21 protein-coding genes are annotated in these 22,419 nt (G+C 70.0%); 10 read left to right on the top strand and 11 right to left on the bottom strand.

Translation table 11 applies throughout. From position 1 onward, the window contains the following. Nucleotides 1–11: 11 nt before the first annotated feature. The 6 genes from ACSUPV_RS31220 to ACSUPV_RS31195 are packed head-to-tail and all read right to left on the bottom strand — an operon-like array spanning nucleotide 12 to nucleotide 5,754. Entirely contained in the window at nucleotides 12–1,268 is a 1,257-nt protein-coding gene (locus tag ACSUPV_RS31220) for a cysteine desulfurase (RefSeq protein ID WP_031117372.1), read from the bottom strand. Next, the gene (gene sufC / locus ACSUPV_RS31215; protein WP_031117373.1) at nucleotides 1,265–2,029 is read right to left on the bottom strand and encodes a Fe-S cluster assembly ATPase SufC; all 765 of its coding nucleotides are present in this window, start codon (nucleotides 2,027–2,029) and stop codon (nucleotides 1,265–1,267) included. Before sufC ends, ACSUPV_RS31220 begins: the two co-directional genes overlap by 4 nt. 7 nt (nucleotides 2,030–2,036) lie before the next feature. Continuing rightward, nucleotides 2,037–2,354 carry a non-heme iron oxygenase ferredoxin subunit gene (locus tag ACSUPV_RS31210; protein WP_031117374.1) on the bottom strand — a complete coding sequence of 106 codons (318 nt, stop codon included), beginning with the start codon at nucleotides 2,352–2,354 and terminating at the stop codon, nucleotides 2,037–2,039. After that, the gene (sufD, locus tag ACSUPV_RS31205; RefSeq protein ID WP_436948994.1) at nucleotides 2,351–3,535 is read right to left on the bottom strand and encodes a Fe-S cluster assembly protein SufD; all 1,185 of its coding nucleotides are present in this window, start codon (nucleotides 3,533–3,535) and stop codon (nucleotides 2,351–2,353) included. The genes ACSUPV_RS31210 and sufD overlap by 4 nt, the downstream gene beginning before the upstream one ends. Before the next feature lie 57 nt (nucleotides 3,536–3,592). Beyond that, the gene (gene sufB, locus ACSUPV_RS31200) at nucleotides 3,593–5,014 is read right to left on the bottom strand and encodes a Fe-S cluster assembly protein SufB (RefSeq protein WP_031117376.1); all 1,422 of its coding nucleotides are present in this window, start codon (nucleotides 5,012–5,014) and stop codon (nucleotides 3,593–3,595) included. Further along, entirely contained in the window at nucleotides 5,011–5,754 is a 744-nt protein-coding gene (locus ACSUPV_RS31195) for a helix-turn-helix transcriptional regulator (protein WP_031117377.1), read from the bottom strand. Before ACSUPV_RS31195 ends, sufB begins: the two co-directional genes overlap by 4 nt. 217 nt (nucleotides 5,755–5,971) lie before the next feature. On the opposite strand from ACSUPV_RS31195, the gene ACSUPV_RS31190 reads away from it, so the two are divergent. The 5 genes from ACSUPV_RS31190 to ACSUPV_RS31170 are packed head-to-tail and all read left to right on the top strand — an operon-like array spanning nucleotide 5,972 to nucleotide 11,442. Beyond that, nucleotides 5,972–6,358 carry a response regulator gene (locus ACSUPV_RS31190; protein WP_051851402.1) on the top strand — a complete coding sequence of 129 codons (387 nt, stop codon included), beginning with the start codon at nucleotides 5,972–5,974 and terminating at the stop codon, nucleotides 6,356–6,358. Further along, complete coding sequence (locus tag ACSUPV_RS31185; RefSeq protein WP_031117379.1) at nucleotides 6,358–6,732, top strand: response regulator transcription factor; 375 nt, start codon at nucleotides 6,358–6,360, stop codon at nucleotides 6,730–6,732. The genes ACSUPV_RS31190 and ACSUPV_RS31185 overlap by 1 nt, the downstream gene beginning before the upstream one ends. Further along, the gene (locus ACSUPV_RS31180) at nucleotides 6,729–7,826 is read left to right on the top strand and encodes a HEAT repeat domain-containing protein (protein ID WP_436948993.1); all 1,098 of its coding nucleotides are present in this window, start codon (nucleotides 6,729–6,731) and stop codon (nucleotides 7,824–7,826) included. Before ACSUPV_RS31185 ends, ACSUPV_RS31180 begins: the two co-directional genes overlap by 4 nt. 20 nt (nucleotides 7,827–7,846) lie before the next feature. Continuing rightward, nucleotides 7,847–9,346, top strand: coding sequence for a glycosyltransferase family 2 protein (locus ACSUPV_RS31175; RefSeq protein ID WP_436948992.1), 1,500 nt, complete (start codon nucleotides 7,847–7,849; stop codon nucleotides 9,344–9,346). Then, nucleotides 9,343–11,442, top strand: a complete 2,100-nt coding sequence (locus ACSUPV_RS31170; RefSeq protein WP_436948991.1) for an ATP-binding protein — start codon at nucleotides 9,343–9,345, stop codon at nucleotides 11,440–11,442. Before ACSUPV_RS31175 ends, ACSUPV_RS31170 begins: the two co-directional genes overlap by 4 nt. A 25-nt stretch (nucleotides 11,443–11,467) precedes the next feature. Here the strand turns inward: ACSUPV_RS31170 and ACSUPV_RS31165 are convergent, their stop codons facing one another. Next, complete coding sequence (locus tag ACSUPV_RS31165) at nucleotides 11,468–12,382, bottom strand: glycoside hydrolase family 16 protein (RefSeq protein WP_436948990.1); 915 nt, start codon at nucleotides 12,380–12,382, stop codon at nucleotides 11,468–11,470. A gap of 225 nt (nucleotides 12,383–12,607) precedes the next feature. Next, nucleotides 12,608–13,408 carry a GAP family protein gene (locus ACSUPV_RS31160; RefSeq protein ID WP_382615240.1) on the bottom strand — a complete coding sequence of 267 codons (801 nt, stop codon included), beginning with the start codon at nucleotides 13,406–13,408 and terminating at the stop codon, nucleotides 12,608–12,610. Here ACSUPV_RS31160 and ACSUPV_RS31155 point away from each other — a divergent pair. The 3 genes from ACSUPV_RS31155 to ACSUPV_RS31145 are packed head-to-tail and all read left to right on the top strand — an operon-like array spanning nucleotide 13,407 to nucleotide 16,165. After that, nucleotides 13,407–14,330 carry an ABC transporter ATP-binding protein gene (locus ACSUPV_RS31155; RefSeq protein ID WP_436948989.1) on the top strand — a complete coding sequence of 308 codons (924 nt, stop codon included), beginning with the start codon at nucleotides 13,407–13,409 and terminating at the stop codon, nucleotides 14,328–14,330. The two genes, ACSUPV_RS31160 and ACSUPV_RS31155, sit on opposite strands and share 2 nt — an antisense overlap. Continuing rightward, nucleotides 14,327–15,103, top strand: a complete 777-nt coding sequence (locus ACSUPV_RS31150) for an ABC transporter permease (protein ID WP_382615244.1) — start codon at nucleotides 14,327–14,329, stop codon at nucleotides 15,101–15,103. The genes ACSUPV_RS31155 and ACSUPV_RS31150 overlap by 4 nt, the downstream gene beginning before the upstream one ends. 54 nt (nucleotides 15,104–15,157) lie before the next feature. Next, entirely contained in the window at nucleotides 15,158–16,165 is a 1,008-nt protein-coding gene (locus tag ACSUPV_RS31145; RefSeq protein ID WP_359790789.1) for a COX15/CtaA family protein, read from the top strand. 9 nt (nucleotides 16,166–16,174) lie between these two features. On the opposite strand, the gene ACSUPV_RS31140 is transcribed toward ACSUPV_RS31145, so the two are convergent. The 3 genes from ACSUPV_RS31140 to ACSUPV_RS31130 all read right to left on the bottom strand — a co-directional run bounded on the left by ACSUPV_RS31140 (nucleotide 16,175) and on the right by ACSUPV_RS31130 (nucleotide 18,830). Next, on the bottom strand, nucleotides 16,175–17,281 hold the full coding sequence (locus tag ACSUPV_RS31140; RefSeq protein WP_031117388.1) for an amidohydrolase family protein: 1,107 nt from the start codon (nucleotides 17,279–17,281) through the stop codon (nucleotides 16,175–16,177). A 171-nt stretch (nucleotides 17,282–17,452) separates the two neighbouring features. Then, nucleotides 17,453–17,785 carry a hypothetical protein gene (locus ACSUPV_RS31135; protein WP_031117389.1) on the bottom strand — a complete coding sequence of 111 codons (333 nt, stop codon included), beginning with the start codon at nucleotides 17,783–17,785 and terminating at the stop codon, nucleotides 17,453–17,455. Between the two features lie 58 nt (nucleotides 17,786–17,843). Further along, a complete protein-coding gene (locus ACSUPV_RS31130; RefSeq protein WP_031117390.1) occupies nucleotides 17,844–18,830 on the bottom strand; it encodes a heme o synthase in 987 nt (328 codons plus the stop codon). 347 nt (nucleotides 18,831–19,177) lie between these two features. Between ACSUPV_RS31130 and tkt the strand changes: the two genes are divergently transcribed. Both tkt and tal read left to right on the top strand, forming a co-directional pair. Next, the gene (gene tkt, locus ACSUPV_RS31125) at nucleotides 19,178–21,265 is read left to right on the top strand and encodes a transketolase (protein ID WP_037757017.1); all 2,088 of its coding nucleotides are present in this window, start codon (nucleotides 19,178–19,180) and stop codon (nucleotides 21,263–21,265) included. Between the two features lie 34 nt (nucleotides 21,266–21,299). Then, entirely contained in the window at nucleotides 21,300–22,418 is a 1,119-nt protein-coding gene (gene tal / locus ACSUPV_RS31120) for a transaldolase (RefSeq protein WP_031117394.1), read from the top strand. Nucleotide 22,419: the final 1 nt, after the last annotated feature.

The raw sequence follows: 22,419 nt of genomic DNA, 5'->3' as shown, positions 1-22,419 counted from the left end.
GCTCACGCCCTTCAGCCGAAGAAGTTCCGAACGTGCTCCAGGCCGTCGACCAGCGCGTCGATCTCGGCCGGCGTGGAGTACAGATAGAACGACGCTCGCGTGGTCGCAGGAATTCCGTAGCGCAGGCAGACCGGTCGGGCGCAGTGGTGGCCGACCCGGACGGCGATGCCCTGTTCGTCGAGGACCTGGCCCACGTCGTGCGGGTGGATGTCCCCGAGGGTGAAGGAGATCGCCGCGCCCCGCTCCTCGGCCGTGGTCGGGCCGATGATGCGCAGGTCCGGGACCTCCAGCAGCCGCTTCACGGCGTACTCGGTGAGCGCGTGCTCGTGGGCGAGGATCTTGTCCATGCCGATCGAGTTGAGGTAGTCGATCGCCGCGCCGAGACCGACCGCCTGGGCGACCGGCGGGGTGCCCGCCTCGAACTTGTGCGGGGCCGGGGCGTACGTCGACGAGTGCATCGACACCGTCTCGATCATCTCGCCGCCGCCGAGGAACGGAGGCAGGTCCTCCAGCAGCTCCTGGCGGCCCCACAGGACGCCGATGCCGGTCGGGCCGCACATCTTGTGGCCGGTGAAGGCCACGAAGTCGGCCTGGAGGGCCTGCACGTCCAGCGGCATGTGCGGGGCGGCCTGGGAGGCGTCGACGCAGACCAGGGCGCCGACCTCCTGGGCGCGGCGCACGATCGCCTCGACCGGGTTCTGGGTGCCGAGGATGTTGGAGACCAGCACGAAGGAGACGATCTTCGTCTTCTCGGTGATGACCTCGTCGATGTTCGACAGGTCCAGGCGGCCGTCGTCGGTCAGGCCGAACCACTTCAGCTTCGCGCCCGTGCGCTGCGCGAGCAGCTGCCACGGCACGATGTTGGAGTGGTGCTCCATCTCCGTGATGACGATCTCGGTCTCGGAGTCCACGCGGTAGGGCTCGTCGGCCCAGCCCAGCATGTTCGCCACGAGGTTGAGCGACTCGGAGGCGTTCTTGGTGAAGATCACCTCGTCGCGCGAGGGCGCGTTGATGAAGTCCGCGACCTTGTCGCGCGCGCCCTCGTACAGCGCCGTGGCCTCCTCGGCGAGCACATGCACACCGCGGTGGACGTTGGCGTTGTAGCGCTCGTAGTACTCACTGAGTGCGTCCAGCACCTGACGCGGCTTCTGGCTGGTCGCCGCGTTGTCCAGGTACACGAGCTTCTGACCGTCGTGGACCTGGCGGTCCAGGATCGGGAAGTCCTTGCGGATCGCCTCGGTGTCGAGGAGGCCCGGCAGCTGTGTCACGCGGATGCGCCACCCTTCGTGTATGCCTCGTAGCCCTCTTCCTCCAGCTTGTCGGCGAGCTCGGCGCCGCCGGACTCGACGATCCGGCCGCCGGAGAAGACGTGCACGTGGTCGGGCTTGATGTAGCGCAGGATGCGCGTGTAGTGCGTGATCAGCAGGGTGCCGACCTCGCCCGTCTCGCGGACGCGGTTCACGCCCTCGGAGACGACGCGCAGGGCGTCGACGTCGAGGCCGGAGTCGGTCTCGTCGAGGACCGCGACCTTCGGCTTGAGCAGCTCCAGCTGGAGGATCTCGTGGCGCTTCTTCTCACCGCCGGAGAAGCCCTCGTTGACGTTGCGCTCGGCGAAGGACGGGTCGATGTTGAGGCGCTCCATGGCCTCCTTGACCTCCTTCACCCAGGTGCGCAGCTTGGGGGCCTCGCCGCGGATGGCGGTGGCGGAGGTGCGCAGGAAGTTGCTCACCGACACGCCCGGGACCTCGACCGGGTACTGCATGGCGAGGAACAGGCCGGCGCGGGCGCGCTCGTCGACGGACATCTCCAGGACGTCCTCGCCGTCGAGGGTGACGGTGCCGCCGGTGATCGTGTACTTGGGGTGACCCGCGAGGGAGTAGGCGAGGGTCGACTTGCCCGAGCCGTTGGGGCCCATGATGGCGTGCGTCTCGCCCTGCTTCACGGTGAGGTCGACGCCCTTGAGGATCTCCTTCGTGGCGTTGTCGGCCTCGACGGTGACGTGCAGGTCTCGGATTTCAAGCGTTGCCATGGGTGCCTCAGGACTCCTGGGTGAGGGAGACGAGCACGTCGTCCCCTTCGATCTTTACGGGGTATACGGGGACGGGGCGCGTCGCCGGAAGGGCGTCGGGCTTGCCGGAGCGGAGGTCGAAGCGCGAGCCGTGCAGCCAGCACTCGATGTGGCAGTCGTCGACCTCGCCCTCCGACAGGGAGACGTTCGCGTGCGAGCAGATGTCGTGGATCGCGAACACCTCGCCCTCGGTCTGCACGATGGACACGGGCGTGCCGTCGAGTTCCACCCGCTTCGGGGTGTCGTCCTCCAGCTCGCCCAGTCCGCAGGCGCGTACGAAGGTCATGCGACGGCCGCCTCCAGCTCCTCCTCGATCTTGGCGATCAGGCGCTCCTCGATGTCGGGGAGGCCGATCTGCTGGACCAGTTCGGCGAAGAAGCCGCGGACCACCAAGCGGCGGGCCTCGTGCTCCGGGATGCCGCGGGCCATGAGGTAGAAGAGCTGCTCGTCGTCGAAGCGGCCGGTCGCCGAGGCGTGGCCGGCGCCGACGATCTCGCCGGTCTCGATCTCGAGGTTCGGTACGGAGTCGACGCGCGCCCCGTCCGTGAGGACCAGGTTGCGGTTCATCTCGTACGTGTCGGTGCCCTCGGCCTTGGCCTCGATGAGCACGTCACCGATCCACACGGCGTGGGCGTCGTCGCCCTGGAGGGCGCCCTTGTAGACGACGTTCGACTTGCAGTGCGGGACGTTGTGGTCGACGAGGAGGCGGTGCTCCTGGTGCTGGCCCTGGTCGGTGAAGTAGAGGCCGAACAGCTCGGCCTCGCCGCCGGGGCCTGCGTACTGCACGCGCGGGTGCAGCCGGACGACGTCGCCGCCGAAGGTGACGACGACAGACTTGAAGGAGGCGTCGCGGCCGACGAGCGCGTTGTGCTGCGCGACGTGGACGGCCTTCTCGTCCCAGTCCTGGACGGAGACGACGGTGAGCTTGGCGCCGTCGCCCAGGAGGTAGTCGACGTTGGCGGCGAGCACCGCGTCACCGGTGTGGTCGATGACCACGACGGCCTCGGCGAAGGCGCCCAGCTCGATCACCTGGTGGCCGAAGGCGGTGCCGCCCTCGCCGTGCACCGCGATGCGGACGGGCTCGGTGAGGACGGTCTCCTTCGGGACGGTCACGACCGAGGCCTTCTCGAAGGCCGAGTAGGCCTGGGCGGCGATCCGGTCCACCGGGGTGCCGGCCTTGCCGAGCCGCGCGTCGCCACGGCCGACGGTCTCGACGGTGACGCCCTCGGGGGCCTGGACCTCGACCTTCACGCCGTCGCCGTTCGCGACGGCGGTGCCGTCGTGCAGGCCGCGCAGGCGCTCCAGCGGGGTGAACCGCCACTCCTCCTCCCGGCCGTGCGGGACGGGGAAGTCCGCCACGTCGAAGGACGGGGGCGCGCTCATGCGCGTGGCGACGGTCGACTCCGCGGCGACCGCGATCGAGCCCGCGGTGGTGGATCCCACGGGGATGTTCTGGGCCTCAGCCATGGCTGTCGTAGTGCTCGCTTTCCGTTGCGTAAGGGGCTTGATGGGGCTGCGGACGGATTAACCGACCGCGCCTTCCATCTGCAGCTCGATCAGCCGGTTGAGCTCCAGCGCGTACTCCATGGGGAGCTCCTTGGCGATGGGCTCGACGAAGCCGCGCACGATCATCGCCATGGCCTCGTCCTCGCTCAGGCCGCGGCTCATCAGGTAGAAGAGCTGGTCCTCGGAGACCTTGGAGACGGTCGCCTCGTGGCCCATGGACACGTCGTCCTCGCGGACGTCCACATAGGGGTAGGTGTCCGAGCGGGAGATGGTGTCGACGAGCAGCGCGTCGCAGAGCACGTTCGACTTGGAGCCCGGGGCGCCCTCGCCGATCTCGATGAGACCGCGGTAGGAGGTGCGGCCGCCACCGCGCGCCACCGACTTGGAGACGATGTTAGACGAGGTGTTCGGGGCCATGTGGACCATCTTGGCGCCCGCGTCCTGGTGCTGGCCCTCGCCCGCGAAGGCGATGGACAGGGTCTCGCCCTTGGCGTGCTCGCCCATCAGGTAGACGGCCGGGTACTTCATCGTCACCTTGGAGCCGATGTTGCCGTCGATCCACTCCATGGTCGCGCCCTCGTAGGCGACGGCGCGCTTGGTGACCAGGTTGTAGACGTTGTTCGACCAGTTCTGGATGGTCGTGTAGCGGCAGCGGGCGTTCTTCTTGACGATGATCTCGACGACCGCGGAGTGCAGCGAGTCCGACTTGTAGATCGGGGCGGTGCAGCCCTCGACGTAGTGCACGTAGGCACCCTCGTCGACGATGATCAGGGTCCGCTCGAACTGGCCCATGTTCTCCGTGTTGATGCGGAAGTAGGCCTGGAGCGGGATCTCCACGTGGACGCCCGGCGGCACGTAGATGAAGGAGCCGCCCGACCACACGGCGGTGTTCAGCGCGGCGAACTTGTTGTCACCGGCGGGGATGACCGTGCCGAAGTACTCCTTGAAGAGCTCCGGGTGCTCCTTCAGCGCGGTGTCGGTGTCGAGGAAGATGACGCCCTGCTCCTCCAGGTCCTCGCGGATCTGGTGGTAGACGACCTCCGACTCGTACTGCGCGGCGACACCGGCGACGAGGCGCTGCTTCTCCGCCTCGGGGATGCCGAGCTTGTCGTACGTGTTCTTGATGTCCTCGGGCAGGTCCTCCCAGGACTCCGCCTGCTTCTCCGTGGAGCGCACGAAGTACTTGATGTTGTCGAAGTCGATGCCGGAGAGGTCCGAGCCCCAGTTCGGCATGGGCTTCTTCTCGAACAGGCGCAGGCCCTTGAGACGGAGCTTGGTCATCCACTCCGGCTCGCTCTTCTTGGAAGAGATGTCCCGGACGACGTCCTCGCCCAGGCCGCGACGCGCCGACGCACCGGCATCGTCCCGGTCGGCCCAGCCGTATTCGTACTTGCCCAGGCCCTCGAGCTCAGGGTGGGCAGTCTCCGTGGGGAGAGTCATGCGGGGTTCCTCCCGGCCGTGCTTGCAGATGCGTTGTGGGAAATCTTGGGGATGAACGTCGTGCAGACGCCGTCGCCGTGCGCGATGGTGGCGAGCCGCTGTACGTGCGTACCGAGCAGCTCGGCGAAAAATTCCGTCTCCGCCTCGCACAGCTGGGGGAACTGCTCGGCGACGTGGGCGACCGGGCAGTGGTGCTGGCAGAGCTGTTCACCCTTCTGCGGGTGGGGGGCGCTGCGCGCCGTAGCAGCGTACCCGTCCATGGTGAGCGCCTTGGCCAGCGCTTCGGTCCGCCGCTCGGGCGGGGCGGCCTCGACCGCCTCGCGGTACGCGCTCGCCTGTGCGGCGATCCGGGCGCGGGCGAAGGCGGCGATCGCCTCGCTGCCGCCCTCGCGGTCGGCGATCCAGCGCAGGGCGTCCGCGGCGAGCTTGTCGTAGGACTGGTCGAAGGCGTCCCGGCCGCAGTCCGTCAGGGCGAAGACCTTGGCAGGACGGCCGCGGGTGCGCGTGCCGTAGACCCGCTGCTCGCGGGGCTCCACGACACCGTCGCCCGCGAGGGCGTCGAGGTGCCGGCGTACGGCCGCCTGGGTGAGGCCAAGCCGCTCGGCGAGTTCCGCGACGGTCGAGGGGCCGTGGTCCAGGATGGATCGCGCGACCCGGTTGCGGGTGGACCGCTCCCCGGTCGCGAACTCCTCCTTCGGGGGCCCTGTGGGGGCCTCCCGAGCCTCACCGACGTTTTTCACAACGCCATTGTTGCGTAATTCGTCATGGGCGGGCAAGCCGCGCCGGACCACGCGACGGTGCCGTGCGTCACTTAGGCATACCTAAAATGACCTGCGGAAACGATCTTTGCCCATCGGCCGACACCGTGCACATCAGGTGGGGCCAATGCGCCAACTGTGGCGAGAGTGCCCATTTGATCCTACTTTCGAGATAAACGCTCTCTTCATCTGGATGCCGATGAACACACAGCACGGACTTGTACACGTCTTGGTGGTCGAGGACGACCACGATGTCAGCGCCCTGCTGAAGCGGCATCTGGCGGGACTCGGCTGCCGCGTGACCGTCGCCGACACGGGCGAGGAGGGGCTGGATCTGGCGCTCGCGGATCCCCCCGACATGGCGATTGTCGACGTACTGCTGCCCGGAATCGACGGGCGGGAAGTCATTCGCAGACTGCGGGCGGACGAACGGACGCAGCACTGCCATCTGGTCGTCTCGTCCGTGCTCGATGCGGAGGACCTGGTCGAACTCGCGACGGACGAACTGCTGGCCAAGCCGTTCCGGCAGGGGGCGGTGGCACGGCTGCTCGCCTCCTACCGGAACTCCGCATCGCAGGAGGAGTAATGGCTCGTGTCCTGATAGCCGACGACGACCCCGACATCCGGGATCTTGTGGCGTTCAAGTTGACGCAGAACGGTCACCAGATCACGGCAGTGGAAGACGGCATGGCCGCGCTGCGAGCGGCGCGTGAGCAGCCTTTCGATCTCGTTCTCCTCGACATCCGGATGCCGGGGATGTCGGGACTGGACGTCTGCCGCTCGGTGCGCGCGGCCCCGGAGACGGCCTCGCTCCCTGTCATCCTGATCACGGCGAGATCCCAGGAGGGAGACGTCGAACTCGGCTTCGCGGCGGGTGCCGACGACTACATCGTGAAGCCGTTCAGCCCGCGGGAGCTGTCCAGCCGCGTCGCCGCGATGCTCAGCCGGGTAGAGCGGTGATCCACCTGGGATTCGTCACCCAGGCGCTGCTGTTCCTGCCGGGCCTCGGGCTCGTGCTGAGTCTGCTGATCACGGGCACCCGCCTCGTGCGTACCTACCGGCAGGGCAGACGCCGGCGCCTCGCGGCGCCGGTGCGCGCTGTGCTCCTGGAACTGCTGTGCGCACCGGAGGACGAGCAGAGCGAGTTGCTTGACCGCATCGCGCCCGCCGACAAGCGGACCTGGAAGGCGCTGGAGCCGACCGTCGCGGCGATGCTGGGCAAGGTCTCCGGACGAGCGCGCACGGCGCTGGTGCTGCTGTACGAGCGGCGTGGGTCCCCGGCGGACGCGGTCGCCCGGCTGCGCAGCCGCAGCGCGGCCCGGCGGGGGCGTGCCGCGCAGGTGCTCGGCCGGCTGCGCCACCGCCCGGCGACCGAGTCACTGTGCCGTCTTCTCGACGACCGGGACCGGGAGGTGCGGCTGACCGCGGCACGGGCGCTGGGCCACATCGGTGACCCCGTGGCCGTACCGCACCTGCTGGAGAGCCTGCGCGGGAAGCGCACGGTGCCCCCCGCGGTGGTCACCGCCGCGCTGACCTCCCTCGGCCCTGACGCGGTGCCCCGCGTCGCGGCGGGGCTCGGGGACCCGGCGCCCCTCGTCAGGGCCGTGGCCATCGAAGTGCTGGGGGTGACCGGCGCGATCACCCGCACCCCCGACATCGTCCGTGCGCTGTGGGAGGGTCCCGAGACCGAGGTCCGGATCCGGGCGGCACGCGCCCTGGGCAGGCTGGGCATGCCCGACGGCCTGGAACCGCTGCTGGCGGTTCTCCGGCCCGGTCAGCCGGTCACCCTGCGCACGGTGGCCGCCGGGGCGCTCGGCAATCTGGGAGCCGTGGCGGCGACAGGCCCGCTGAAGGAGGTGCTCGGTGACGCCGACCCGCACGTGGCGGGCGCCGCGGCGCGGGCGTTGCTGCGGCTCGGCCCGGCGGGTGAGGCGGCGCTGCGCGAGGCCGCCGTCGGCCGCTCGGACCCGCGGGCCGCCGCCCAGGCCAGGGCCGCCCTCGCGGAGGCGGCCGTCGGCAGCACGCGCCGCGTCCCGGTGGAGGTGGTTCTGTGAGTCCTGGTGAGGACGGCCCTGTGCTTGTGCACGCGGCGCACGCCGAGGTATGGGACGGAGTGCTGGGCACCCTGCACGGGCTGATCGCGGTGTGCGACACCGCGATCATCTTCTACTTCCTGGCCATCAACAGCGGCTATCTGGTGCTGATCCTCCTCGCCCTCGCCGAGCTCGTCAGGAGGCTGCGCCGGGTCTCCTTCGCCGGCTACGAGGACGCCGCCGCCAGCCCGTTCACTCCTCCCATCTCGGTGATCATGCCCGCGTACAACGAGGCGGCGGGCATCACGGAGGCCGTGCGGGCCATGCTGCTGCTGCACTACCCGGTGTTCGAGGTCATCGTCGTCGACGACGGCTCCACCGACGGCACGCTCGACGCCCTCACCGACGCCTTCGACCTCGCCGAGGTGGAGCACGTCGTCCCCGAGGACGTCCCCATGCGGGGCGAGGTCACGTCCCTGCATCTGCCGAGGGGAGGTCCCGTGCCCCTGGTGGTCGCCCGCAAGGAGAACGGCGGCAAGGCCGACGCGCTCAACGTCGGGATCAACCTGGCCCGTTACCCGCTGGTGTGCATGGTGGACGCCGACTCCATCCTGGACTCCCAGTCCCTGCTCGCCGTCGCCAAACCGTTCAGCGACGACCCGCTGCGGGTGGTGGCGGCGGGGGGCGTCGTCGGCATCGCCAACGGCTGCACCGTGGAGGCCGGACGCGTGGTCGATGTGCACGTCCCCACGGACCTGCTCGGACGCGCACAGGTCGTCGAGTATCTGCGCGGCTTCTTCCTGGGCCGCACCGGCTGGTCCAAGGTGGGCGGGCTGCTGATCATCGCCGGCGCCTTCGGCCTGTTCCGGCGGGACGTGGTGGTGGCGGTCGGCGGCATGGACCCGGACTGCATCGGTGAGGACGCGGAACTCGTCGTCCGCCTCCACCGTCATCTGCGTGAGCAGGGCCGCCGTCATCGCGACTACCGCATCGTCTTCGTCACCGAGCCGATCTCCTGGAGTGAGGCGCCCTCCACGTTGCGGGTCCTCGCACGCCAGCGGCGCCGGTGGCAGCGCGGCCTGACGGAGATCCTGCTCAAGCACCGCCGCATGATCGGCAACCCTCGCTATGGCCGCGTCGGGCTGGTGGCCCTGCCGTTCTACGTGCTCTTCGAACTGCTGGCCCCGCTGGTGGAACTCGCCGGTCTGGTGCTGGTGCCGCTGGGCGTGCTGATCGGCGCGGTCGACCCAGGCTTCCTGTGGCGCTTCCTGCTCGCCGCCTACGCCTACGCGGTGATCGTCGGACTCTTGTCGGTCGCGGTCGAGGAGTACGCCTACCACCGCTTCTCACGGTGGCGGGACGTGTGGGGCGTCCTCGTCGGCGCGGTTGTCGAGAACGTCGGCTACCGCCAGATCACGGGGTGGTGGCGGTTGCGCGGCATGTGGGACGCGCTGCATCGGGCACCCCAGGTGTGGGGCTCGATGACACGCAGTGGATTCGGCCCGCCCCAGGGGGGCCGGAAGGGCGGCGATCGACTGTGAGAATCACCAGCGAACGACGCGGCGTACGCGTGGCACGACGGCTCGCCATGGCCTTCGGCCTGCTGATCGCTCTGCTCCTGCTCGTGGGGGCAGGGGCGCTCACGGTGTCCCGGGTGGCGGACGCGATGCATGATCAGAGCTACCGGTTGCAGCCCGCACTGCGAGAGAACATGCACATGCGCGAGCAGGTGACCCGCATGAGCCGTGCCGTGCGCACCTACCTGCTCACCGGTGACACGGCCGCGCGCAGCAGCTACCGCCAGTTGCGTGACGAGCCCGTCGCCACCCTGGCCGAGGCCCGGCGGGTCGCCCCGGCGTGGGCCCGCTCCAACCTCGCGGCGCAGGACCGGCAACTGCGTGCCTATGTGCGGCTCGCCGACCAGCAGGCTCAGGCGGCTCCCGGAAGCGCCGACGCCCGCCGTCTGACCGACGAGGCCAGCCGGCGGTTCACGGCCTTCGACATCACCAACCAGCGGCTCGAGACGCGGCTCACCAGCGAAATGCAGCGTCTGGAGGACGGAGCCGACACGTTCCTCGACGGCAGCAACGTGGCCATCGGCGTCCTACTGGCGGCGGGCGGGGCACTGTCCGTGTTCGCGGCGGTGCGCACCACCCGCGCACTCACCAGGCCGCTGCAGAGCACCGCGGCGACGCTGGACCGGCTCGCCTCGGGCGAGCACTCGGCGCGCGCGCAGGAGACAGGACCGGAGGAGATCCGCGCGGTGGCACGGTCGGTGAACGCACTCGCGGACGAGAGTGACCGGCTGCGCGCGGACGAGGCGGAGCGCCGCGCACTGTCACAGGCCGCACGGGACACCGGCCGGCGGATCAGGGACCGACTCGACGTCGACTACGTCCTCGACGCGGCGTGCACGGGGATGAGCGAGGTCCTGGCTGCCGACTACGTCTTCATCCTGCTCGCCGAGAACGACGGCTCGGCGTTTCCCGTGGCCCGGGTGTGGTCCGCGGAACGAGGCCTGCTGCCAAAGGAGGAGGGGAGGAACATACCGACACTCCCGGCGGATGTGGTCCGCGACCACTACCGACGGGGCACGGTCTGGCTGATCACCGACATGCCCCGGTACGTGGCCGACACCACACCGATGCCGGGCGCCCCCGGATCCTTCGGGAAGACCGGTATGCCCGCCGAGAACCGCGCCGCCGCGGCGGCGCTCGGTCTGGACTCCGTGGTGATCACGCCCATCGGCGTGGGAGAGGAACCGATCGGTGCCGTGGCCGTGGCCCGTACCAGCGCCGACCGCCCCTGGCGTGAGATGGACATCGAAATCGTCGAGTCCATGGCCAGCGGCATCGGCCGGGCACTGCACACCGCCCTGCTCTACGAGCAGGAGGCGAGTCTGGTGGAGAAGCTGCGCGCCCTGGACAAGGCCAAGAGCGACTTCCTGTCCACCGTCTCCCATGAGCTGCGCACCCCGCTGACCAGCATCGTGGGATACATCGAGTTGCTGAAGGACGAGGAGACCGGTCCGCTCACGCCTCCGCAGCTGCGCATGCTGGACGTGGTCGACCGCAACGCCAACCGCCTGCGGGCGCTCATCGAGGATCTGCTGACCCTCTCACGCATCGAGTCGGGCGCGTTCGGCTCCAAGAAGGGACCGGTCGACCTGTGCAGTCTGGTGGTGTCGGCGACCGACGCCATCCGGCCGGCCGCCGCGGCCGCCTCCGTCGTCCTGGAGACGCACTGTCCCTCCCGGCCCCTGGTGCTGGAGGCGGACAGCGACCAGCTCGACCGGGTCCTGATGAACCTGCTGTCCAACGCCGTGAAGTTCACCCCGGAGGGCGGGAAGGTCACCGTACGCGCCGAGGCCCGGGACGGCGAGGCGGTGCTGAGCGTCAGCGACACGGGTATCGGCATTCCCGCCGCCGAGCAGGAGAAGCTCTTCCAGCGGTTCTTCCGTGCGTCGAACGCCACCGACGCGGCCATTCCGGGCACTGGCCTCGGACTGACCATCGTCCGCACCATCGTGGCGAACCATGGCGGCGAGGTGTACGTGAGCTCCGCGGAGGGCCGCGGCACCACCTTCACCGCACGGCTGCCGATCGCCACCCCGCACGGGGCGGCCGCCGCGTCCTGAGCCGCCCCGGCGGGTACGCGGTGAGTCAGACGGTGTCCTCGAAGGTCACCCCCCGCGTCCGGTAGTCGGCGACGGCGGCCTGCACCTCGGACGGGCTGAGCACCTGGTCCTGGGCGAAGTACACGTAGTCGACCTTCTCCTCGTACGCGCGCGTCTTCCGGCTGCTGATCCCCGTCAGGTTGATCAGCCAGTGGTTGAAGCGGATGCTCATCGCCGACTCGGGCAGGTACGGCTCACTGTGCGTGGCGAAGTGCCGGCCGTCGATGTAGTAGGTGATGGCGGTGCTGTCGACCGTGATGACCAGGTCGTGCCACCCCGCGAAGCTCGCGCGCTCCTGGGTGGTGACGTGGTCCTCCTGGGGCGGGTCCTCCGAGTACGTCTCCCAGGAAGAGGCGAGCAGGGCGCTGCCGGGGATGCCCCATCCGCCGTTGGGCAGGTACTCGAAGTCGAGTTCGCTGTAGTTCGGGTCCATGGAGTAGTTCAGCGGCGAGATGGTGAAGAACGTCTGCACCATGCGGTCGCCGTCCGGGCCGTAGCTCGGCACGTCGGTGAAGTGGACCCGCGCGGCGTAGGTGCCGTACAGGAACTTGCGCTGCTGGTAGATCTCGGTGTGCTCGGTGCCGGCCGCCGTGCCGTTGGTACCGGAGCGCATCGTCATCACGGAGTTCCCGGACGCGGTGGCGAAGGTGATGTTCTGGGGCCTCCACGTGGCACCGGGCACGCCCGGCCCGCCCTGACCGGACCGCGGGGTCCAGCCGTGCTGGGTGAGCAGCGGATCCGTGTGGCCCGTGTAGTTGAAGTCGTCGAACAGCGCCGGGCCGACGACGGGCTGGGCGGCCGCGCGCGGGGCCGGGAGGACGACGAGGGCCGCGCACAGCAGCCCGAAGGCGACGAGGCCGGCAGCGGCCCTCACCCGTGAGAGCAGAAGGTGTCTGAGCATGAGTCAACTGCCTTTCCTGGGACGTCAGAAGGCGTCCGCTGCCCGACCTGGCGGACCACGGTCAGTGAAACATCGTCAGAAGATCGGTATGGGGCGAATAGTGCCGGTTCACCCGAACAGCCCAAAGCCCGCCGGTGGGTGGGGTCCCCAGGACCCGCGGCGGGGATTTACCCGGCCCCGCCGGCCGCCGTGACCGTCTCGGCCCAGCGCTGCGGCGCGGACCACTCAGCTCAGCCGAACGGCGCCCTTGACGGTCAGGTAGATGCCGAAGACCAGGCAGATGACCACGCCGATGGTGCGACTGTGCCGTTTCGCCGCGGTCAGCAGCGGGGTGAGCACCGACTGCGCCTGAGCGGGGGCGATCAGGTACAGCACGAGCGGCACGAGCACGGCCAGGAGCGCCAGTACCACGGCGATCGCCAGGACGACGGTCTGCTCGGCCGCCGAAACGGAGGCGGCGAGGGCGATCTCCTTCACCGCCGGAACGAACAGCGCCAGGCTGGAGAAGTTCACCGCCATGAGGCCCGCCCCGAGCAGGGCGCAGGCTCTGAGGCTCGTGACGGCGCGGTGCCTGCGGTGGTGCGATGTGCCGCGCGCCGGTCTGAGCGCCGCGCGTACGGCCAGCAGGAGCAGGAGTACGCCGAAGACGATGTCCACGACCGGCGAGACCCTGAAGGGGGCCTGTGCGCGGGCGCCGCGGAAGAGGACGAGCCCGGCAGCCCCGATGACGGCCAGCGGAACCGCCGCTCCCACGGCGAACGAACCCGCCCGTCGGCGCGGTCGGACCGGATCGGACAGGAGCACGACGGCGGCCACGAAGAGAGTCGGGCTCACGGCGGCTCCCAGGGCAAGTGGCAGTACCTTGGCCAGCAGTGTCGTCACAGAGCCAGTCAACGACGCTCCGGAGTCACGCCAGTGCCAACACGCCTGGCCCGGCGGCGGCGTCACTCTCACACAAGGCCCCGGGAAGGGGATCACCAACCCGCCCGTTCCGGGCGGCGGGCACGTACCTAGACTCGGGGCCATGCGAAGTGAGCCCGTGGTCCAGGTCCAGGCCCTGGTGAAGCGGTACGGCCCGAAGACCGCGGTGGACGGGCTCGACCTGGTGGCCCGGGAGGGTGTGACCGCCGTGCTCGGCCCCAACGGGGCGGGCAAGACGACCACGGTCGAGACCTGCGAGGGGTACCGGAAGCCGGACTCCGGCACGGTGCGCGTTCTGGACCTCGACCCGGTGAGAGACTCCCGTGCGCTGCGGCCCCGGGTCGGCGTGATGCTCCAGTCCGGCGGTGTCTACTCGGGCTCGCGCGCCGACGAGATGCTCCGCCATGTCGCCAAGCTGCACGCCCACCCCCTGGACGTGGACGCGCTCATCGAACGCCTCGGGCTCGGCTCGTGCGGCCGTACGACGTACCGGCGGCTGTCGGGCGGGCAGCAGCAGCGGCTCGCCCTTGCCATGGCCGTGGTCGGGCGCCCCGAGCTGGTGTTCCTGGACGAGCCGACCGCCGGGCTCGACCCGCAGGCCCGCCGCGCCACCTGGGACCTGGTCCGGGACCTGCGCGCCGACGGCGTCTCGGTGATCCTCACCACGCACTACATGGACGAGGCCGAGCAGCTCGCCGACGACGTGGCGATCATCGACGCCGGGCGGGTCATCGCGCAGGGCTCCCCGGAGGAGCTGTGCCGGGGCGGCGCCGAGAACACCCTCCGCTTCACCGGCCGGCCCGGCCTGGACGTGGGGTCGCTGCTGAAGGCCCTGCCCGCCGACTGCTCGGCCGCCGAACTGACACCGGGTTCCTACCGGGTCACCGGCAAGGTCGACCCGCAGCTGCTCGCGACGGTCACCTCCTGGTGCGCCCAGCACGGCGTGATGCCGGAGAAGATCTCGGTCGAGCGGCACACCCTGGAGGACGTCTTCTTGGAGCTCACCGGCAAGGAGCTGCGCTCATGACCGCCACCGGCACCGGGACGTACACGCCGAGGCCCGGCGCGGCCCCCCTCCCCCGCATGATCGCGGCCCAGGCCCTGCTCGAGACGAAGATGCTGCTGCGCAACGGCGAGCAGCTGCTGCTGACCGTCGTCATCCCGACCCTGCTCCTGGTGCTCTTCAGCACCGTGGACATCGTCGACACGGGTTCCGGAAAGGCGGTCGACTTCCTCGCGCCCGGCATTCTCGCGCTCGCGGTGATGTCGACCGCGTTCACGGGGCAGGCGATCGCGACCGGTTTCGAGCGCCGCTACGGCGTCCTGAAGCGGCTCGCCTCCTCGCCCCTGCCCCGCTGGGGCCTGATGACGGCGAAGACGCTGTCCGTGCTGGTCACCGAGGTGCTCCAGGTGGTCCTGCTGACGGTGATCGCCTTCGCGCTCGGCTGGTCGCCGCACGGCAACCCGTTCGCCGTCCTGCTGCTCCTGGTCCTCGGTACGGCGGCCTTCTCCGGCCTCGGCCTGCTGATGGCCGGGACGCTGAAGGCCGAGGCGACGCTCGCCGCCGCCAACCTGGTGTTCCTGCTGCTGCTCGTCGGCGGCGGGGTCGTCGTCCCGCTGGACAAGTTCCCGCCCGGCGCGCAGGACGTGCTCGGCCTGCTGCCCATCTCGGCGCTGTCCGACGGGCTGCGGGACGTGCTCCAGCACGGGGCCGGGATGCCCTGGGGCGACCTGGGGATCCTGGGCGTGTGGGCGGTCGCGGGGCTGGCGGCGGCCGGGAAGTTCTTCCGCTGGGAGTAGGGAAGGTGTCCTGTGACGGACCCTCGTGAAAGCGTGCACAAGCGGCGTCCTACGATGGGTCGCGTGCCAAAAGTGACCCCCGCCGACACCAGGGCGGCCCTGCGCAACCCGCTCGCCTTCATCGCCGAGCGCTGGACCCCGCAACCCCGGACGGTCCAGCGCGCGGCCCTCTCCGCCGTCCTGATGTCGGTGCTCATCGTGGTCACCGGCGGTGCCGTACGGCTGACCGGCTCGGGTCTGGGCTGCCCGACCTGGCCCAAGTGCACCGACGACTCGCTCACCGCCACCAGCGCGATGGGCTTCCACGGCGCCATCGAGTTCGGCAACCGCATGCTGACGTACGTGCTGTGCGCCGCCGTCGGCTGGGCGATCATCGCCGCGCGCTCCCGCAAGCCGTACCGGCGCGGTCTGACCCGGCTGGGCTGGGCCCAGTTCTGGATCGTGATGAGCAACGCGGTGCTCGGCGGCATCGTGGTGCTGGTCGGCCTCAACCCGTACACGGTCGCGGCGCACTTCGTGGCGACGTCCGCGCTCATCGCGGTGGCCACGGTGATGTGGCAGCGCACCCGTGAGGGCGACGGGCCGCCGCGCCCGCTGGTCGGCAAGGCCGTGCAGCAGCTGGTGTGGTTCCTGGTCGCGGCGGCCGTGCTGCTCATCCTGGTGGGCACGGTGGTCACCGGCGCGGGTCCCCACGCGGGCGACTCCAGCGAGGTCGAGCGGATGCCGGTCGACTGGGAGACGGTGAGCAAGCTGCACGCCGTGCTGGCGTGGATCGTGGTCACGCTGACGTTCGCCCTGTGGTTCGTCCTCAAGGCGGTCGACGCGCCCAAGGGCCCGCTGCACCGCACCCGCGAACTGTTCCTGATCCTGCTGGCGCAGGGCGTCATCGGCTACGTCCAGTACTTCACCGACCTGCCCGAGGTCCTGGTCGGCCTGCACATGCTCGGCTCGGCCGTGATGTGGATCTGGGTGCTGCGGGTGGTGCTGTCGCTGCGGGAGCGGCCGGAGGTCGTGGCCGACGTACCCGGCCCGGCGACCGAGGCGACCCTGACCAAGGCCTGATCCAGGGCTCTAGTCGAGCCCGTACACCCGCCGCGCGTTCCCCGACGCGAGCATCCCCGCCACGCGCTGCGCGTCGGCCAGGGACCAGGCGCCCTCGGCCACCCAGGTGCCGAGCACCCGGCCTAGGGCCTCACGGAACAGCCGGGCGCCCACCACGTGCAGTTCGGGCAGCCCCTGGGCGCCGGTGGAGAACAGGATCTTGCCGAACGGGGCCAGCTCCAGGATCTCCGCGAGGACGGACGCGGCCCGGGCGCCGGTGCGGACCAGCGCGGCGCCGGAGTCGACGTAGACGTGCGGGAAGACGCCGGCGAGATGGGCGGCGTGCCGGTGGTACGGGTAGCCGTGCAGCAGCACCAGGTCCGTGCCGAGCCCGGCTGTGGCCCGCACGAAGTCCGTCAGGAGCACCGGGTCCGTCCGGTCGATGCGCAGGCCCGGCGCGCCGAGCCCCGCGTGCAACTGCAGCGGCAGCCCCGAGGCGACCGCGCTCCACAGCAGGTGCCGCAGCAGCACGGAGTCGCTCAGCTCCCCGCCGACGCCGCGCCCGGCGAGCCAGCGGCCGACGGCGCCCCGCACCTCCCCCGGCCCGGGCGGCTCGGGCGCCAGCGCGAGGCCGTGCCGTACGCCCGCGACGGAGGTGAAGGCGACGGCGTTCGCGGCGGCGGCGTGGACGGACTCGGCGAGGTTGGCGAGGAAGGACTCGACGGTTCCGGAGGTGTCGGCGACCTGCTCGGCGAGCAGTTCCAGGCGGACGATCTCGTGGGCCTTGGCCGACCCGGCGGAGGCCAGCTCTCCGGGGCCGGTCAGATCACCGGGCAGGCCGGTGTCGACGAGGTAGGTCGTGATGCCGCTGCCGCGCAGCAGCCGGCGGCCGGACTCCAGGACGCCCAGTTCGCGGCGGCGTGCGAGGTAGCGGGCGGGCGGGCAGTGCGGTTCGAGGCCGAGCAGGGGTGGGCACCAGCGCCGCACGGCGAAGCCGGTCTGGGTGTCGAAGAGGGTGGTGCCGGGGGCGGGTGGGCCCTCGGTGCGGGAGAGGTGGGCCTCGAAGGTGCCGAGGCCCAGCTCCGTGCGGAGCACTCCGTGGCAGTACTGGTCCACCAGTGACGGCGTTTCGATCATCCGGGCCTCCCCGTGGACCGTGTTGTTCTACGGGTCCTAACGGGTGAAGCGGGTTTGAGGTCGCGGGGCCGCCGTGTGGGTACCGGTGCGTTTGGCGGATGCGGGGCGGTTGTGGCTGGTCGCGCCCACGCGGCGGAGCCGCATATCGCTACAGCCCCGCGCCCCAAGAAGTCAGTTGTTCTTGGGGCCGCCTACCTGGATACCGGCCATGCGGGACCACTCGTAGCGGCCCGTCTTCACCTTCGCGGCGAATTCGCCGTCGAAGGACTCGTGGCGGGTGATGCCCGACTTCTCCACCGCCTTCTCGGCGATCTCGAAGGACGGGGCGACCAGGTCGCCCCAGTTGCCGTCCTCGCCGACCAGGACGATGCGGGCGCCGCGCTCGCCGAGGTAGGCGACCTGGCCCTCGGCGCCGCCGTGGGCCTTGGAGAAGGAGGTGATCTGCTGGGCCAGCCGGGCCGCCTTGCGCTCGGCCTTGGGGTCTGCCTGCTGCGTCTCTGCCATGACCAGGATGCTACTCACGGGTAGATCGACTGGCGAGGGCAGGGCCCTGTGACGTACGTCAGCGCAGGAACGGGTCGACCGCGACCGCAACGAAGAGCAGCGAGACGTAGGTGATCGACCAGTGGAACAGGCGCATCTCCTTGAGCTTCGCGCCCGTGATCTCCGCCTTCGCGCGGTTCTGCAGGCCGTGCGCCTCCCAGAGCCAGAAGCCGCCCGTCAGCAGCGCGACCGACGTGTAGAACCAGCCGGTGTAGCCGAGCGGCTGCAGCAGGAGCGAGACGGCGACCATCACCCAGCTGTAGATCACGATCTGCTTGGCGACGACCTTGTTGGAGGCGACCACGGGCAGCATGGGCACGCCCACGCGCGCGTAGTCCTCCTTGACCTTCATGGACAGCGGCCAGTAGTGCGGCGGCGTCCAGAAGAACATGACGAGGAAGAGGATGATCGGCGCCCACGACATCGAGTTCGTGACCGAGGACCAGCCGATCAGCACCGGCAGGCAGCCGGCGATGCCGCCCCACACGATGTTCTGCGAGGTACGGCGCTTGAGGATCATCGTGTAGACGACGACGTAGAAGAGGAGCGCGCCGAGGGAGAGCCAGGCACTCAGCCAGTTCACGGTGAGGCCGAACAGCAGCGTCGAGGCGATGGCCAGCGTGATGCCGAAGGCCAGGCACTCGCGCGGGCTGACCATGCCGGTGACCAGCGGGCGCTGCGAGGTGCGGTCCATCAGCGCGTCGATGTCGCGGTCGATGTACATGTTGAGCGCGTTGGCGCCGCCCGCGGACATGTAACCGCCGACGCAGGTCAGCAGCACCAGCGTCAGGTCGGGCACGCCCTGCTGCGCCAGGAACATCACCGGCACCGTGGTGATCAGCAGCAGCTCGATGATCCGCGGCTTGGTGAGAGCCACGAACGCCTTGACACGGGCCCCGAACGGCCGGTGGGCCGGGCTCTGGTCCGTCCCGATCTCCCCCATGGCCTCAAGGGCATGGGTGGTGCCCCCACCCGCTGGACGGGATTCAACGGCCGTCACGCACACCCCTACAGAGACATCCCAGCAAGCCTCACCCGTGTGAAGTCCCGGTAAAGGCTCGCGCGTACCACGCCACTTTAGACGTTGCCCAGAGTCGGACATTCGCGGGGGTCGGGTCGTGTTGGGAGGCGGCTTCCGAAGGGCGCGCGGAAGCTCGATTGAGCACCCGGATGAGCGGCTCCGTATTCACCTGTCGAATGCGGTACGGCCCAGTCAGGAGGCGGATCGGGATCGGCCCCGGCACTCTGGAGTGACTCGAAAGAACGCACGTCCCGCAGGGGTAGGCTCGACTGCGGCCGGTGGGCGCCCCGATACACCGGCATCCGACATGTGGAGAGGAGCCCTGACCCAGGGTGAGCACCAAGCCGACCACCACAGACCTCGAGTGGACCGAGTTGGACCAGCGGGCCGTCGACACCGCGCGTGTCCTGGCCGCCGATGCCGTACAGAAGGTCGGTAACGGCCATCCGGGTACGGCGATGAGCCTGGCGCCTGCCGCCTACACCCTCTTCCAGAAGGTGATGCGGCACGACCCGGCGGACGCCGACTGGGTCGGGCGGGACCGTTTCGTGCTGTCCGCCGGCCACTCGTCCCTGACCCTCTACACCCAGCTGTACCTGGCCGGCTTCGGCCTGGAGCTGGACGATCTGAAGTCCTTCCGCACCTGGGGTTCGAAGACCCCGGGTCACCCCGAGTACGGGCACACGACCGGTGTGGAGACGACGACCGGCCCGCTCGGGCAGGGTGTCGCGAACGCGGTGGGCATGGCGATGGCCGCCCGCTACGAGCGCGGCCTGTTCGACCCGGAGGCGCCCGAGGGCGAGTCCCCCTTCGACCACTTCATCTACTGCATCGCCGGTGACGGCTGCCTCCAGGAGGGCATCTCCGCCGAGGCCTCCTCGCTGGCGGGCCACCAGAAGCTCGGCAACCTGATCCTGCTGTGGGACGACAACCACATCTCGATCGAGGGCGACACCGAGACGGCCGTCTCCGAGGACACCGTCAAGCGGTACGAGGCCTACGGCTGGCACGTGCAGCGGGTGGAGCCGAAGGCCGACGGCGACCTGGACCCGGCGGCGATCTTCGAGGCGGTCCAGAAGGCCAAGGCCGTCACGGACCGGCCGTCGTTCATCGCGATGCGTTCGATCATCGCCTGGCCGGCGCCCAACGCGCAGAACACCGAGGCCGCGCACGGCTCGGCGCTGGGCGACGACGAGGTCGCCGCGACCAAGCGGGTCCTCGGCTTCGACCCGGAGCAGAGCTTCGAGGTCACCGACGAGGTCATCACCCACACGCGCAAGGCGATCGAGCGGGGCCAGGCGGCCCGGGCGGTGTGGGAGAAGTCCTTCCAGCAGTGGCGGGACAACAACCCCGAGCGCGCCGCCGAGTACGACCGGATCGCCAAGGGCGAGCTGCCGGCCGGCTGGGAGGAGAAGATCCCGGTCTTCGAGGTCGGCAAGGGCGTGGCCACGCGTGCCGCCTCCGGCAAGGTGCTCCAGGCGCTCGGCGCGGTGATCCCCGAGCTGTGGGGCGGCTCGGCCGACCTGGCCGGCTCCAACAACACCACGATCGACAAGACGTCGTCGTTCCTCCCGGCGGACAACCCGCTGCCGGAGGCGAATCCGTACGGGCGCACGATCCACTTCGGTATCCGCGAGCACGCGATGGCCGCCGAGATGAACGGCATCGCGCTGCACGGCAACACGCGGATCTACGGCGGCACGTTCCTGGTGTTCTCCGACTACATGCGCAACGCGGTGCGGCTGTCGGCGCTGATGCACCTGCCGGTGACGTACGTGTGGACGCACGACTCCATCGGCCTCGGTGAGGACGGCCCGACCCACCAGCCCGTCGAGCACCTCGCCTCGCTGCGCGCCATCCCGGGCCTGAACATCGTGCGCCCGGCGGACGCCAACGAGACCGCGATCGCCTGGCGGGAGATCCTGCGCCGCTGGACGAAGGAGTTCGGCAAGGGCCAGCCGCACGGTCTGGCGCTCACCCGTCAGGGTGTGCCGACCTACGAGCCCAACGACGATGCCGCGCGCGGTGGTTACGTCCTGTTCGAGGCCGACGGCGGCGAGCCCGAGGTCATTCTGATCGCCACCGGTTCCGAGGTGCACGTCGCCGTCGAGGCGCGCGAGCAGCTCCAGGGCGCCGGCGTGCCCACGCGCGTGGTGTCCATGCCGTCGGTGGAGTGGTTCGAGCAGCAGGACCAGGGGTACCGGGACAGCGTCCTGCCGCCGTCCGTCCGCGCGCGTGTCGCGGTGGAGGCCGGGGTGGGTCTGACCTGGCACAAGTACGTCGGGGACGCCGGCCGCATCGTTTCCCTGGAGCACTTCGGTGCTTCCGCCGACGGCAAGGTCCTTTTCCGCGAGTTCGGCTTCACTGCCGAGAACGTGGCCGCCGCCGCCCGGGAATCGATCGCCGCAGCTCAGCGCTGACGCTCATATACGACACGTAGGAGATGGAATTTCCATGACAGACGCACTCAAGCGCCTCTCCGAGGAAGGCGTCGCGATCTGGCTGGACGACCTGTCCCGCAAGCGGATCACGTCCGGCAACCTCGCCGAGCTGCTCGACCAGCAGCACGTCGTGGGCGTCACGACCAACCCGACGATCTTCCAGAAGGCGATCTCCGAGGGCGACGGCTACGACACGCAGCTGACCGACCTCGCCGCCCGCAAGGTCACCGTCGAAGAGGCCATCCGCATGATCACGACGGCGGACGTCCGTGACGCCGCCGACATCCTGCGCCCGGTCTTCGACGCCACCGGCGGCCAGGACGGCCGGGTCTCGATCGAGGTCGACCCGCGCCTGGCGCACAACACGCGGGCCACGGTCGCCGAGGCCAAGCAGCTCGCCTGGCTGGTGGACCGGCCCAACACCCTCATCAAGATCCCGGCGACCGAGGCGGGCATCCCGGCCATCGCCGAGACCATCGGCCTGGGCATCAGCGTCAACGTCACGCTGATCTTCTCGCTGGAGCGCTACCGCCTGGTCATGGACGCGTTCCTGACCGGCCTGGAGAAGGCCAAGGAGCGCGGCCTGGACCTCTCGCAGATCCACTCCGTGGCGTCGTTCTTCGTCTCCCGTGTGGACACCGAGATCGACAAGCGCATCGACGCGCTCGGCACCGACGAGGCCAAGGCGCTGCGCGGCAAGGCCGCCATCGCCAACGCCCGGCTCGCCTACCAGGCGTACGAGGAGGTCTTCTCCTCGGACCGCTGGAACGCGCTGGAGAAGGCCGGCGCCAACAAGCAGCGTCCGCTGTGGGCGTCGACCGGCGTGAAGGACAAGGCGTACAAGGACACCATGTACGTCACCGAGCTGGTCGCCCCGAACACGGTGAACACCATGCCGGAGGCCACCCTGCTGGCCACCGAGGACCACGGCGAGATCACCGGCAACACCGTCGCCGGCACCTACGAGCAGGCCCGCGCCGACCTCGACGCCGTCGAGAAGCTCGGGATCAAGTACGACGACGTGGTGCGGCTGCTGGAGGAGGAGGGCGTCGAGAAGTTCGAGGCGTCCTGGACCGACCTGCTGAAGTCGACCGAGGCCGAGCTTCGGCGCCTCGCGCCCTCGGAGGGCTGAA

Origin of the sequence: Streptomyces sp. SudanB52_2052 (genome assembly GCF_964272415.1) — a bacterium.
In the GTDB taxonomy this organism is placed as follows: Bacteria; Actinomycetota; Actinomycetes; order Streptomycetales; family Streptomycetaceae; genus Streptomyces; species Streptomyces olindensis.
The sequence above is the reverse complement of the archived record's forward strand: the minus strand, read 5'-3'. Positions and strand labels throughout refer to the sequence as shown.

Coding starts and splice junctions, on each gene's coding strand:
- sufC (WP_031117373.1), bottom strand. CDS start 2,029: ATGGCAACGCTTGAAATCCGAGACCTGCACGTCACCGTCGAGGCCGAC.
- ACSUPV_RS31210 (WP_031117374.1), bottom strand. CDS start 2,354: ATGACCTTCGTACGCGCCTGCGGACTGGGCGAGCTGGAGGACGACACC.
- sufD (WP_436948994.1), bottom strand. CDS start 3,535: ATGGCTGAGGCCCAGAACATCCCCGTGGGATCCACCACCGCGGGCTCG.
- sufB (WP_031117376.1), bottom strand. CDS start 5,014: ATGACTCTCCCCACGGAGACTGCCCACCCTGAGCTCGAGGGCCTGGGC.
- ACSUPV_RS31190 (WP_051851402.1), top strand. CDS start 5,972: ATGAACACACAGCACGGACTTGTACACGTCTTGGTGGTCGAGGACGAC.
- ACSUPV_RS31185 (WP_031117379.1), top strand. CDS start 6,358: ATGGCTCGTGTCCTGATAGCCGACGACGACCCCGACATCCGGGATCTT.
- ACSUPV_RS31165 (WP_436948990.1), bottom strand. CDS start 12,382: ATGCTCAGACACCTTCTGCTCTCACGGGTGAGGGCCGCTGCCGGCCTC.
- ACSUPV_RS31155 (WP_436948989.1), top strand. CDS start 13,407: ATGCGAAGTGAGCCCGTGGTCCAGGTCCAGGCCCTGGTGAAGCGGTAC.
- ACSUPV_RS31160 (WP_382615240.1), bottom strand. CDS start 13,408: ATGGCCCCGAGTCTAGGTACGTGCCCGCCGCCCGGAACGGGCGGGTTG.
- ACSUPV_RS31150 (WP_382615244.1), top strand. CDS start 14,327: ATGACCGCCACCGGCACCGGGACGTACACGCCGAGGCCCGGCGCGGCC.
- ACSUPV_RS31145 (WP_359790789.1), top strand. CDS start 15,158: ATGGGTCGCGTGCCAAAAGTGACCCCCGCCGACACCAGGGCGGCCCTG.
- ACSUPV_RS31140 (WP_031117388.1), bottom strand. CDS start 17,281: ATGATCGAAACGCCGTCACTGGTGGACCAGTACTGCCACGGAGTGCTC.
- ACSUPV_RS31135 (WP_031117389.1), bottom strand. CDS start 17,785: ATGGCAGAGACGCAGCAGGCAGACCCCAAGGCCGAGCGCAAGGCGGCC.
- tal (WP_031117394.1), top strand. CDS start 21,300: ATGACAGACGCACTCAAGCGCCTCTCCGAGGAAGGCGTCGCGATCTGG.